This is a genomic window from Rhabdobacter roseus (assembly GCF_014202275.1).
In the GTDB taxonomy this organism is placed as follows: Bacteria; Bacteroidota; Bacteroidia; order Cytophagales; family Spirosomataceae; genus Rhabdobacter; species Rhabdobacter roseus.
In genome coordinates, this window is record NZ_JACHGF010000008.1 from 154,765 (window position 1) to 168,756 (window position 13,992).

At 59.2% G+C, this 13,992-nt stretch carries 7 protein-coding genes; all 7 read left to right on the forward strand.

What is annotated here, in order from left to right:
- The first annotated feature begins 70 nt into the window (after positions 1-70).
- The gene (locus HNQ92_RS21005) at positions 71-832 is read left to right on the forward strand and encodes an RNA polymerase sigma factor (protein ID WP_184176963.1); all 762 of its coding nucleotides are present in this window, start codon (positions 71-73) and stop codon (positions 830-832) included.
- Positions 833-1,365: 533 nt separating this feature from the next.
- Positions 1,366-2,550 carry a FecR domain-containing protein gene (locus HNQ92_RS21010; RefSeq protein WP_184176965.1) on the forward strand — a complete coding sequence of 395 codons (1,185 nt, stop codon included), beginning with the start codon at positions 1,366-1,368 and terminating at the stop codon, positions 2,548-2,550.
- Between the two features lie 177 nt (positions 2,551-2,727).
- A complete protein-coding gene (locus HNQ92_RS21015) occupies positions 2,728-6,102 on the forward strand; it encodes a TonB-dependent receptor (RefSeq protein ID WP_184176967.1) in 3,375 nt (1,124 codons plus the stop codon).
- Positions 6,103-6,137: 35 nt separating this feature from the next.
- Positions 6,138-7,784, forward strand: coding sequence for a RagB/SusD family nutrient uptake outer membrane protein (locus HNQ92_RS21020; protein ID WP_184176969.1), 1,647 nt, complete (start codon positions 6,138-6,140; stop codon positions 7,782-7,784).
- A gap of 346 nt (positions 7,785-8,130) precedes the next feature.
- A complete protein-coding gene (locus HNQ92_RS21025; RefSeq protein WP_246440560.1) occupies positions 8,131-8,949 on the forward strand; it encodes an endonuclease/exonuclease/phosphatase family protein in 819 nt (272 codons plus the stop codon).
- Positions 8,950-9,127: 178 nt separating this feature from the next.
- Positions 9,128-10,402 (forward strand): Gfo/Idh/MocA family oxidoreductase, encoded by a 1,275-nt coding sequence (locus HNQ92_RS21030; protein WP_184176970.1) that lies wholly within the window; start codon positions 9,128-9,130, stop codon positions 10,400-10,402.
- Positions 10,403-10,483: 81 nt separating this feature from the next.
- Positions 10,484-13,927 (forward strand): 3-keto-alpha-glucoside-1,2-lyase-like domain-containing protein, encoded by a 3,444-nt coding sequence (locus HNQ92_RS21035; RefSeq protein ID WP_184176972.1) that lies wholly within the window; start codon positions 10,484-10,486, stop codon positions 13,925-13,927.
- The last annotated feature ends 65 nt before the right edge of the window (positions 13,928-13,992 follow it).

Genomic DNA, 13,992 nt, shown 5'->3' on the forward strand with positions numbered 1-13,992 from the left:
TGCCTACCTTATAAGTACTTCGTTCCCGACGGGGACAAAAAATATCTTAACAGTTTGGTTAAATGAACAATTGTATAAATTACGATCTAAAATTGGTAATTCGCGTTTTAATAAGGTACTTGTAAAGAAAAAGGTCGGGCGTCGCACGCCGGGCCTCGCAGGTCGCGCGTCGCACGCCAAGGACTTCAACCGGAAGTTTGGAAAGACACAACACATGAAGCAGGCACTGGTTGACATGAACACAAAGCTCGAGCAGGACCTGTGGCGGGAGTTTACGCGGGGGAGCCAGGAGGCTTTCCGGGCGCTTTATGACCGCTACGCGGAGGTACTTTACGCATTTGGGCGGCGGTACACGTCCGACTCGGAGCTGGTCAAAGACTGTATGCATGACCTTTTCCTGGACCTGCACACCTACCGGGCGGGCCTGGCTCTGGAGGTAAACGTGCGCTTTTATTTGCTCAAATCGTTCCGGCGAAAGCTGCACCTGGCGCTGAAGAAACCCGCCCCGCTCTCGCTCGACCGCTGGATCTCCACCGATCCCACCCTGCCGATGGGTACTTTTAGCTACGGCATTGAAGAAGAAATCGTGGCCGACGAAAAGCAGCGCGAAGCCCTGCACGCGCTGGCCCGCGAGCTGAACGAACTACCCGCCCGCCAGCGCGAAATCCTGTACCTGAAGTTCAAGCACGAGCTCGACTACGACGAAATTGCGGCCATCATGCAGATCTCGGTACCTACCTGCCGTACCTTCGTGTACCGCGCCGTGAAGCAGCTCCGCACCCGGCTGGAAGGCTTTTCGGTGGCGTACCTGTTTCTCCTGCTTTTTGCCTGATTCTCCTCGCCTAGGTACCTTACCAAGTACCTTTTGCACTTTACATGCCGCTGACTTGCCAAAAGGTACTTTGCTGAAGGTACCTCCCCTTTGGGTACTTTATGGAGGAGTGAGTCTGTAACTAGTTTTCTTCAAGATATGACGCTTGTGCCCTCCCCGCGGCGGGAAACTTTATGAATTCATCCATCCCTGCATGATGAGCCGATTCTGTGCCGTTAGGTACGCAACCCACCGCACGTTGCGTACTTAACGGCACGCGGGTTCCCTCCCTACATTCTCTTCTCTATAAACATTCGACCGCTACGCGGCCACGAAGGCGCGTTCTTGGTATGTACGTTCGTTTGTCAATGCTTCTGAATCGTAAATCAAATTCTACAAAAGGTACTTTGCTGAAGGTACCTCACCTTTGGGTACTTGTTTGGACCGGGCAAAGGGTACTTATAGGAGGGGTACTTTGAAAAAAATCGAAAAAAAAATCGCGGGCGGTGTCTATGCCGGGGTACTTGGCTACTCTTAGCAAGAAACGACACAACATGAAAGGAAAGAAACCCTACCGGCTGGAAGACTACCTGAGCGACGAGACTCCGGTGGGAAAGGAGCAGGACCTACCCCCCGAGCAGCGGGAAATGGCCGAACGCCTGCGGACGCTGATGCAGTCGGTGGAGGATGAAAAACTGGCGAGCCGGGATAAAGAGCAGCTTTGGGAAAGGCTCGAGCAAAGTACCCTGGCGGCGGCTCCCGGAGCGGTAGCTCCCGACGAAGAGCGGCCCGCCCGCCGCCTGGGCTGGCTAAGGATGGCGGCGGCGGTGGCCTTGCTGCTCACGAGCGTGGGCCTGGGCTACTACTTCCTGGCCCGGCCCGGCTCCGACGACGCCATGCGCCTGGCCGCCGCGCGCGCACCTACCTCTTCCTCCACGCAGCTACACCTCTCCGACAACCGCACCATCGAGCTCGACCGGGAAGAGTCGACGATTGCCTACGACGGTGCCCGCATCCGGCTCGACGCCGGTACGGTGGATCAGGTACTTGGCTCGGAAGAGGTAGTGTATAATACCCTGGTGGTACCTTACGGCAAGCGCGCCACGCTTACGCTGCACGACGGTACCAAAGTCTGGCTCAACTCGGGCTCCCGGCTGGTGTATCCGGCGGTGTTTGGGGGCAAAAAGCGCGAAGTGTACCTGGAAGGCGAGGGGTACTTTGCGGTGCAACACCAGGCCCAACAGCCGTTTTTTGTCCACACCAAAAGTACCCAGATCGAGGTACTTGGGACGGAGTTTGACGTGAGCGCCTACGACGACGACGCCCAGGCCTACGCCGTACTGGCGCGGGGAAGCGTTGCTTTTACGGCCAATAAAACCGCACTTTTTGGCAAAATAGAAAAGAAAATAACGCCCGGTACCAAGGCCGTGTACGACCCGGCGGTGGGCGAGGTACGCCTCAGTCAGGTGCCCGTAGAGGAGTATACGTCCTGGAAAGACGGGTACCTGATCCTGCGGAGCGCGCCCCTGGCCGACATCCTGAAAAAACTCGCGCGCTACTACAAGTTGGATATTCGGTTGCAGGAGGCCGCGCTGGGGCAGGAGACCTTTTCCGGACGGCTCGACCTGCAAGACGACTTTACCAGCGTGATCGACATCATCTGCGCCACCACGTCACTCAGTTATCACCAAAACGAAAGGAGGTTTCTACTGGAAAAAAGCATTCCCCAGCAAGAGTAGTTTTTGAATAAAAAGCGGAAGGCGCGGCAACGCCTCCCGCGGAGTAGCTCCCCCCGCCGGCAAGCGGTAGAGCCCTGAACTTATGTATCACAAAAGTCAATCAAATGTATGAAAAAATTTGACCACCTGGCGCGCTGTTGGTCCAGCCGACGGCGCTTTCAACATGTAGCACGGATTATGAAGTTGACCGCAGTATGGATGTGGATAGGCTTGATGAGCGTCCACGCCGCGGGTTATTCGCAGAGCGACCGCATGGATGTTCACATCCGGAACGGCAGCCTGGCGATGCTTTTCCAGCAAATTCAGGAAAAGACCGACTACCGCATTTTTTACAAGGACGACCTGCTCCAGAGCACCCGGGAAACCAGCCTGAACCTGGATCTGAAAAACGCCGAGGTGTCGGTCATTTTGAAAAAAGCCCTGGCTGGTACCAGCCTCAGCTACAAGCTGTCGGGGCGGCAGATCGCCATCGTGAAAAAAAGCGGCCCGGAGCAGGCACTGGCCACGCCGCCCGGCCGCCTGGTGCTCCCGGCGGTCGGGCCCGTAGCAATCCCGCCGGTGCGGGAGCTCACGGGTACCATCCGCGACGGCAAAGGGGCGGCCCTGCCGGGGGCCAGCGTGGTGATCAAAGGCAGCAGCCGGGGGACCGTGTCGGATGCTGACGGGCGTTTTACGCTGAACGTAGAGACCGGAGACATTCTCGTCGTTTCGTTCATTGGGTACCTGAGCAAGGAAGTACCCGTGGGCAGCCAGACTACGCTGAGCATTCAGCTGCAGGAAGATATAGCTGGGTTGGAGGAGCTCGTGGTGGTAGGCTACGGTACCCAGAAGAAGATCAACGTGACGGGAGCCGTGAGCAGCATCACCGCCAAGGACATCGAGAGCCGCCCTGTGACTTCCTTAGGCTCAGCGCTGCAGGGCCTCATGCCCGGCGTGACGGTAATCAACTCGACCGCGCTGCCCGGCCAGAATGCCGGTAGTATCCGGATTCGGGGCGTAGGTACCTTGGGTGACTCCAACCCGCTGATCGTGATCGACGGCATACCGGGCGGGAACCTGAACATCCTGAACCCCGATGACATCGAGAGCATTTCGGTGCTGAAAGACGCGGCTTCGTCGTCCATCTACGGGGTGCGTGGGGCCAACGGGGTTATCGTGATTACCACCAAAAAAGGCCAGCAGGACGCCCAGCCCAACATCAGCTACAACGGCTACGCGGGCTTCCAGACGCCCACGGCCCTGCCGCGCTTTCTGGGCTCGCCGCAGTACATGGAGCTGCTCAACGAGTCGCAGCGCAACGTGGGCCGCAACCCTACCTACACGGCGCAGGAAATCGAGATTGCCCGCAATGGTTCCAACCCCAACTACTACGCCAATACCAACTGGATCGACGAGATTTACAAGCCCCGAGCGCCCCAGCAAAACCACAACCTGAACATCAACGGCGGGGCCCAAAACCTGAACTATTACGTGTCGTACGGGTACCTGCACGAGGGCGGTCTTATTACGGGAGATAACTACAAAGCCAACCGCCACAACATCCGCTTGCGGCTGAATACCACCCTGCTCGACCGCCTGCACCTGGACGCCAACGTGGGGTACATCGACCGCGCCTACTCGGGCTCCTCGGAGGGCGTAGGCTCGGGCTCGGGGCCCATCTACGCCGCGCACCAGATCCTGCCGCTGGTACCGGTGCGCTTCACGACCGGGGGCTGGGGGTACATTGGCGGGCAGCGCAACCCTATAGCTGTCACCACCGACGGCGGTACCAATACCTTCAGCTCGCAAGAAATTACCACCAACCTCAGCGCCACGCTGGACATCGTCGACGGGCTGCGCCTGCGTGGCCAGTACGGGCTGATCAAATCAAACTCGTTTCGTTCGATTTTCTCCAAAACCATCAACTACTACAGTCCCGACGACGGCTCACTGATCTACCAGACCAACCCGGTCAATAAGATCGACGTGCGCGATTACTTTACCAACTACCAAACCTTCCTGGGTTTCCTGGAATACGATAAGGTACTGGCTGAGAAGCACGAAGTGAAAGCCATGCTGGCGGCCTCGCAGGAATCCTACCGCTCCAACTACTTCTTCGCCACCCGTACCAACCTGGCTACGCAGGAGGTAGAATCCATTAACCTGGGTACCGAAAACCAGCTCAACGGCGGCGATGCGACCCATAACGCGCTGCGGTCGTTTTTTGGGCGCGTCAACTACGCCTTCAACAACAAGTACCTGGCCGAGTTCAACTTTCGCAACGACGGCTCCTCGCGCTTCGCGCCCGATGTGCGCTGGAACTGGTTTACGTCGGCCTCGCTGGGCTGGGTATTTACCGAAGAGAATTTCCTGCGGGGCATCACGAGCGTGATCGAGTCGGGTAAGGTGCGGCTGTCGTACGGCTCGCAGGGCAACGACAAGGTAGGAAGCGACTACGCCTACCTGGCCACGCTGGGGCCGGTGAATAATACCTTTCCCATTGGTAACTCGCTCACCATTGGCTACCGGCAGGTAGGTATCCCCAACCGTCTGCTTACGTGGGAGTCGGTGGTGAAGCAAAACGCGGGGATTGACCTGGCGATGCTGCGCGGACGCCTGGGCGTCACGGCCGATTTCTTCATCAACAACACCAACGACATCCTGCTGTCGGTACCGCTGCCCGACGTACTCGGCGTAGGTACTTCGTACCCGCCGCAAAACGCCGGGAAAGTAGAAAACCGCGGCTGGGAGCTGCAGCTATCGTGGCGCGACCAGGTGAAGGATTTCCGCTACGGAGCCAACTTCAATATCTCCGACGTGCGCAACAAGGTCGTGAGCCTGGGCGACGTACCGCCCACCATTGGCGATCAGGTCCGGATGGTGGGTGAGCCCATCGGTGCTTTCTACGGGCTGGTGGCCGAGCGCCTGGCGCAGGAGTCGGACTTCGACTACAACGCCGAAACGGGCCGCTACACGCCAAAGTTTCCGACCATCGCGGGGGACCCCGTAGCGCCCGGCGACATCATTTACAAAGACCTGGACGGCGACGGCGTGGTGTCGCTGGATAAAGACCGGACCGTCATCGGCAGTCCCATCCCGCGCTATACCTACGGCTTCCGGGGCGATTTGGGCTGGAAGGGGCTCGACTTCAGCTTCTTCCTGCAAGGTGTAGGCCAGGTCGACGGGTACCTGGCGGGTGCCTCGCGCCACGCGCTCATCAACGAGGGCTCCCTGCCGCAGGAAATCCACCTGGACCGCTGGACGCCCGAAAATACCAACGCCAGCTACCCGCGCCTGACCTACCAGCAGTCGTACAACCAGCGGCTCTCGACCTACTGGCTGGAAAACGCCGCCTACCTGCGCCTGAAAAACATCCAGCTGGGCTACACACTACCGGCTAGTTTCACGCAGAAGGTACGCGTGAGCCGCTTGCGCGTGTACGCCTCGGCTGACAACCTCTTTACCAAAACGAACTTCTTCTACGGCTACGATCCCGAGACGCCCGTGAGCACGGGAGGGTTTTATCCGCAGGTGAAAACGGTGGTATTCGGGCTGAACGTCAACCTTAAATAAGAGAGTGGGATTGTTTTTAAACTACCTATAAAGACATGAAAAAGAACCTTATATACCTAACCGCTGCCCTGACGCTACTGCTGAGTAGCTGCTCGGACGACTTCCTGGACCGGGTACCCCTGGACCAGATCGCCGACGAAACCTTCTGGAAAACGGAGGATCAGCTGGTGCTGGCCGTCAATGCCTGCTATGGCAACCTGAAGGCCAAAAATACCGTGGACATGGAAAACATGGGCGACAACACCCTGTGGCCTTCCACCACGGCCTACCAGCAGATCGGAAGCGGCAACTTCGGGATCGACCTGCCTACCGTGAACGACGAGTGGCGCAACATGTACGCGGGCATTCGGCAGTGTAATACCTTCATGGAAAACTACCAGGCCGCCGCTATTTCGACGGCGCGGAAGGAGGCCCTGGCCGCCGAAGTACGCGTGATTCGGGCCTACCTGTACAGCTACCTGACGGCCTTCTACGGCGATGTACCTTTGATCACGAAGTCGCTCAACATCGACGAGCTCTACGGCCCGCGCGACCCCAAGGAGCAGATCATCGATTTTATTTTACAAGAACTCGAAGAATCAGCGACGCACCTGCCGACGGCCATCCCCACCGGCGCTAACCTGGGCCGTATCAACAAGGGCGCGGCGCTGGCGCTGAAAGCCCGGGTGGCGCTCTACAACAAACGCTACGCCGTAGCCGAAAAAGCCGCCAAGGATGTGATGGACCTGAACGTGTACACGCTCTACAGCAACGGCAACCCCGCCACCAGCTACAACGATTTGTTTACTTACAACGGCAAGCTTTCGCGCGGCCGCAACCGGGAAACCATCCTGGCCCGGCCGCACCTGGAGGAGATCAACTTCCACAACCTGAGCCGCGAAATCCAGGTACCTGATCAGAACTCGCGCTGGAGCCCCACCAAGTCGCTGGTGGATGCCTACCTGGCCGTGGACGGCTTGCCCATTGACAAATCACCGCTGTACAAAGAGGAAAGCTACCTGGATGTGTTTACCAACCGCGACCCGCGCATGACGCAGACCATCCTGAAGCCCGGCGCGCGCTGGGGCGGGCGCTACGACGGCAATCCTGCCAACACCAACCCGGAGATTTACACCGCCCCCAAGTTCCTCTCCGACCGCCGGGGCTCCGTCACGACCACGGGTTACTACTTTACCAAGTACGTGGAGCTCTCGACGGTAGGGCAGGTAGGCCGCGACGCCAACGACATCCACCTGATTCGCTTTGCCGAGGTACTTTTGACCTACGCCGAGGCCCGGCTGGAGCAAGGTACCCTCACGCAGGCCGACCTTGACCTGACCATCAACAAAATCCGCGACCGCGTGGGTATGAAGCACATGATCATCACGGAGCTGGCCGCCAACGGCATGAATCTGCGCGACGAAGTGCGCCGCGAGCGCCGCGTGGAGCTGGCGCTGGAAGGCCAACGGTACTTTGATATGCTGCGGTGGGAGCAGGGAGCCCTGCTGGCGCAGGATGTGCTCGGCATGAAAAAAGAATGGGCGCAGGTACCTTCGCACGTGGCCAACCTCCGTACCAACGCCGAGGGGTACATCGTGGCCTTTACGGGACGTACCTTTACCAACAAAAACTACCGGTGGCCCGTACCGCTGGTGCAGCTCCAGCGCAACCCCGCCCTGGGCCAAAACCCCGGCTGGGAGTAAGCTCGTTCCTACCTCACCGCGCGGCGTCCACCCCTTTGCTACCGCCAGTTTGCAACTGGTGGGGAGGAAAAATGCAAGTCTTTGACTTGGCTACCAGCCGGGTGGGGCCAGTCAGCCTTCAAAAAAAGGCCAGGTAACAAGATTTATAGGTACCCCGACTAGTCCTTTGCTCCCGCCAGTTTGCAACTGGTGGGGAGGAAAAATGCAAGTCTTTGACTTGGCTACCAGCCGGGTGGGGCCAGGCAGCCTTCAAAAAAAAGGCCAGGTAACAAGATTTATAGGTACCCCCGACTAGTCCCCTTGGGCTAGTTTGGGGTACTATTTTTAACCTTGATTTTTTTAATCAATGTACTTATTAAAAAATACCATAACCGCGCTGATACTGGTAGGTACCTTGCTGGCTTGCGGCCCGAAAGGGACCCCAAGTACCCGGCCGGGCCAGGAAATCAGCCTGCGCGTGATGACCTACAACGTTTTTCATTGTAGTCCGCCGTCGACGAACGGCAAGATTGAAGTCGAAACCACGGCGGCGGTGATCAACCGCGAGAAGCCCGACCTGGTGGCGTTGCAGGAAATCGACGTACATAACGAGCGCTCGGGCAAGGAGCTGCACCAGGCGCGGGAGTTGGCCCGGCTCACGGGCATGTACTACTATTTCTCGAAGGGCATCGACTACCGGGGCGGCGACTACGGCGTGGCGGTGCTTTCCAAGTACCCCATCGTGGACTCGGTGCGGTACGCCCTGCCGATCGATCCCGCCATTGGCGGCGAGCCCCGTACCATTGCGGTGGTAACGGTGCAACTACCCGGCGGTCGCAAGGTACTTTTTGGCAGTACCCACCTGGACCTGAAGGAGCAAAACCGGCTGTCGCAGGCGCGGATCATCGTGGAGCGTTTCAAGGATGCCCCTTACCCCATGATTCTGGGCGGCGACTTCAACGCCCAGCCGGGCAGTGCGGTGATCAATTACCTGGACGAGCACTTTGTGCGCAGCTGCCAGCAGGACTGCCAGGCTACCATTCCGGTGCGGAATCCCAACCGCACCATTGATTTTATTATGGTAAAACCCGCCGATCGCTTCCAGGTCGTTTCGACCCGCGTCATCGACGAACAATACGCCTCGGATCACCTGCCCGTAGTGGCCGATCTGAAACTGACGAAGTAGCCCAAGTACCTCCGGACCCGGAGATAAAGGTACCTACCCGACCAAGAGGCTTTCCCGAAAAGAAAGCCTCTTTGTTTTTATATTTTTTAAATTAAAACGGAATCTACGGATATTGCAAGGTACCTGCGGGTACGATACCGGACACGCCTTCCTAACCTACCAGTTTGATTTATTTTTTATGCAAGAAAAAACGAAAAACCAACCCACCCGGCGCGAATTCATCAAAGGTACCGCGGCTGCGCTGGCGGCTTTCACGATCGTACCCCGACACGTGCTGGGCCAAGGGTACCTGGCGCCCTCCGACCAGCTCACGAAGGGGATCATTGGCGTAGGCGGCATGGGGCGTGGGCACATTCCCTACGCCGGTACCAAGGTGGTGGCCGTGTGCGACGTGGATAAACGCCACATTCAGAAAGCCCTCGACATCACGGGCCCCGGTCCCAAAACCTTCACCGACTACCGCGAACTCATCCAGCTACCCGAGGTGGACATCGTGCACGTAGCGACGCCCCCGCACTGGCACGGCATCATCGCGGCCGACGCGGCGCGGGCGGGCAAGGACGTGTGGTGCGAAAAGCCCATGACGCGCACCATCGGCGAAGGCAAGCGCCTGGTGGAGGCCGTGCAGCAGCACGGACGGATTTTTCGACTCAATACCTGGTTTCGGTTCGATACCAATTTTTACGGCATGGGTACCCCCGTGAAGCCCATCAAGAAGCTGGTGGAAAGCGGGCTGCTGGGCTGGCCGCTGAAAGTGACCGTGAGCCGCCACACGGGCTTCGACTGGAAGTTTTACTGGGTAGGCAAAACCGACCTGGCCCCCGAGCCCGTACCCGCCGAGCTCGACTACGAGATGTGGCTCGGCCCCGCGCCCTACAAACCCTACAACGCGCACCGGGTGCACAACACCTTCCGGGGCTACTGGGACTACGACGGCGGTGGCCTGGGCGACATGGGCCAGCATTACCTCGACCCCATCCAGTACTTTCTGGGCAAAGACGACACCAGTCCGATCAGCGTGGAGATCGACGCCCCGCAGCAGCATACCGACGCCGTAGGTACCTGGCGGCGCATCGAGTACACCTACGCCGACGGCTGTAAGATTGTGCTGGATGGCGAAGCCAAAGACGATAAATTACCCTACATCGAGGGCCCCAAAGGCAAGCTTTATCCCAACTTCCGGTCGGATATTCCGGACCTGGAGCGGAAACTGGCCGCCTTCCCCGATCCCGAACCCCAGGTGACGGACTTTGTGGAGGCGGTAAAAAAGCGGCAGAAATTTGCGCTCAACGAAGAAAACGGCCACCGCTCCTGCACGCTCGTGAATATGGGACTGACGGCCCTGCGGCTGGGACGCTCGCTGAAGTTTGACCCCGTGCGGCAGGTATTTGTGGACGACGAAGGGGCCAACCGCCTCATTGACCAGCCCATGCGCGGCCCCTGGACCCTCTAGCGAAGGTGCCTTTTTAAAACCACCCCCAGGGTACTTTTACATTCATGAGCAATCCGACGATCTTATTTTGATACCAACATTATGAAACGAATTTATCTTTCAATCCTGGTACTTTGCCTCGCCCTGACCCAGGCGCTGGCCCAGCAGGCTCGTCCGCAGGCCCTGGCCGACCGGGTTACCGACCTGCTGGTGAAGGTACCGACCCCGAATAGCCAGCAGCTCCAAAAAAACATGGAGGACATGGCCGCGCTGGGCCAGGATGGCCTCGTGCTACTGGCCTCCCGGCTTCGCCCGCCCGGCCAGGGCGACAACGCCCGTATTGAGTACGCCCTGGGCGGCTTTACGTACTACGTCACGCAGCCGGGCCGGGAAGACTGGCGAAAACTGGCCGCTACGGCCTACGGCCAGGCCCTGGCGAAGGTGAGCGATGCCGCCAGCAAGAACTTCCTCATTTTTCAGCTTCAGCAGGTAGGTAAGGCGGAGTCGGTGCCGGTCCTAAGTACCTACCTGGGCGACAAAGACCTGTGCGGTTCGGCCGCGCGGGCGCTGGCCCGAATCGCTACGCCCGAGGCGGGGAAAGCCCTGACCCAAAGCCTGACCAAAGCCACGGGTACTTGTCAGGTACATCTGCTGGAAGCCCTGGGCGACAGCCGCTACGCCGAGGCCGCGCCGGTGGTGGAGGCACTCGTGGCGGGTACTTCGGACCAGCAGGTACGGAAAGTAGCACTCTACACGCTGGCCAGCCTGGGGGTACCTTCGTCGGAAAGTACCCTGGCCACGGCCGCCCAAAAAGCTGCCTACGGCTACGACCCCACCAACGCTACGGCTTCCTATATACGTTATCTCCAGGCCCGCCTGCAAGCCGGCGATAAGGCCGCCGTCACGAAAGCGGCCCAGGCGTTGCTGAAAAGTACCTCCGGCGCGGCTCAGGTGCCTACCCGCACGGCGGCGCTCAAGCTCCTCACCGACAGCCAGGGCGAAGCCGGAGTACCTACGCTCATCGAGGCGATGGATGCTCCCGAAGCGGCCTACCGGGCGGCGGCGCTGAAGTGGGCTCAGCCCTCGATCAACGCCGCGACAACGGCGCTTTGGGTGAAGAAATTGAACAAAGCCAAGCCCGAGGTGCAGGCGGAGATCATCGCCATGCTGGGCCGGGCCAACGCCACGGAGGCGCTACCGGCGGTACTTAAGGCCCTCAACAGCAAAGATGCTGGCGTGAGGCTGGCGGCCATCCGGGCGGCAGGTACCTTGGGCCAAGCCAACGCGCTGAAGCCCCTACTGGCTACGATGCAAAAAGGCAAGCCCGACGAGGTAGCAGCCGTACGCCAGACTCTGCTTACCCTAAAAGGACCGGGTGTAACCGAGCAGGTTGCCACCGCGCTGCCCGCCATGCCCGCCCCGGCGCAAGCCGCCCTGCTCGACGTACTGGCAGCCCGCGCGGCCAGTACCTCCATGAACCTGGTGCTGGATCGGCTGGGTAGTGCCGACCTGGCCGTGCGTCAGGCGGCCTTTGCGGCGCTGAAGCCCATCGCCACCGCGAACGACCTGCCGCCGCTGTTCAACCTCCTGCACACCACCACCGACGGGAAAGAAGTAGAAGCCGTGCAGGATGCCCTCGTGGCGGCCCTCAAAGGTACCGGTGACGAAGCCCGGCAAACGGCCCAGGTACTTGAAAAGATGAACGCGGCCAACGCCGCTCAAAAGGCCAGGTACCTGCGCGTGCTGGGGGGCATTGGCGGCAAAAAAGCGCTGAATGCCGTGGTGAGTACCTTCAATACCGGCGACGAAGCCTCCCAAAAAGCGGCCCTGACTTCACTGGCGGCTTGGGCGGATGCCAGCGCCGGGCCGGAGCTATACACCCTGGCCTCCCAAAGTACCAACAGCGCCTACGTGGACCTGGCCCTGCGGGGCTACGTGCAAAGCGTCGGGAAATTTTCGGCCACGCCGGAGAATAAAGTACTGATGCTGCGCAAAGCGATGACGCTTGCCCAAACACCCGCGCAAAAAGAGTTGATTTTAAAAGAATTAATTAAATACAAAACCTTCAACGCGCTGATCCTGGCCGGCAAGTACCTGGATGAAGTACCCGTGCAGGCCGCCGCCGCCCAGGCCGTGACGAGCATTGCCCTGGCCAACAAAGCCTACCAGGGCGACGCCGTGCGGGACTTACTGAACAAAGCCAGCGCCCTGCTGAAGGGGCAGGACAGCGAGTACCAGAAGGAGGCCGTCCGGAAGCATCTGGCCGATATGCCGTCGGGCGAGGGTTTCGTGTCGTTGTTTAACGGCCAGGACCTTACTGGCTGGAAAGGGCTGGTAGATAATCCCATCAAACGGGCCACCATGCACCCGGATACGCTGGCCGCCAAGCAGGCCAAAGCCGACGAAAAAATGCGGACGGGCTGGTTTGCCAAGGACGGAGAGCTGGTATTCAGTGGCAAAGGTGACAACCTCTGTACCGTGAAAAAGTACGGCGATTTTGAAATGTACGTCGACTGGAAAATCGAGCCCAAGGGCGACGCAGGGATCTACCTGCGAGGTACCCCGCAGGTGCAGGTCTGGGATACGTCGCGGGTGGACGTTGGTGCGCAGGTGGGCTCGGGTGGGCTTTACAACAACCAAAAGCATCCCAGCAAACCCCTCAAACTGGCCGACAACGCCATCGGCGACTGGAATACGTTCTACATCAAGATGCAGGGCGACCGCGTGACGGTGAAGCTCAACGGCGAGCTGGTGGTAGACAACGTGATCCTGGAAAACTACTGGGACCGCAAACTCCCCATCTTTCCCGAGGAGCAGCTGGAGCTCCAGGCGCACGGTACCTTGGTGGCTTACCGCGATATTTACGTGCGCGAACTACCCCGGCCGAAGCCTTTCGAGCTGTCCGAAGCGGAAAAGAAGGAGGGCTTCAAGGTACTTTTCGACGGCACGAACATGCACGAGTGGATCGGCAACACCACCGATTACGTGACCGAAGACGGCGACCTGGTCCTTTATCCTGATAAAGGCGGAAAAGGAAATCTGTACACCAAAGACCAATACAGCGACTTTGCGTTCCGCTTTGAGTTTCAGCTCACGCCGGGAGCCAACAACGGCCTGGGTATCCGGGCACCGCTCGAAGGCGATGCCGCCTACGTGGGCATGGAAATCCAGATCCTGGACGACGGTGCCGACATCTACCGCAACCTCAAGGAGCACCAGTACCACGGCTCGGTGTACGGGGTGATTCCGGCCAAGCGGGGGTACCTGAAGCCCGTCGGCGAGTGGAACTACGAGGAGGTGATCGTGCAAGGATCAAAAATAAAAGTGATCCTGAACGGGACCGTGATCCTGGACGGCGACCTGGCCGAAGCCAGCAAGAACGGTACCCTCGACCAGCGTGACCACCCCGGTCTGAAGCGCGAAACGGGCCACATTGGCTTCCTGGGCCACGGCAACTACCTGCGGTTTCGGAATATCCGCGTCAAAGACCTGAGCGCCGAGCCCGTAGCCAAAGGGAAGCCCGCGGCCAAGGCCAAAAAGAAGTAGGTACCTGCCTCAAAGTACCTTGATACGAAAGTCCAGCGCTCGGCGCTGGACTTTCTTTTTGGGAA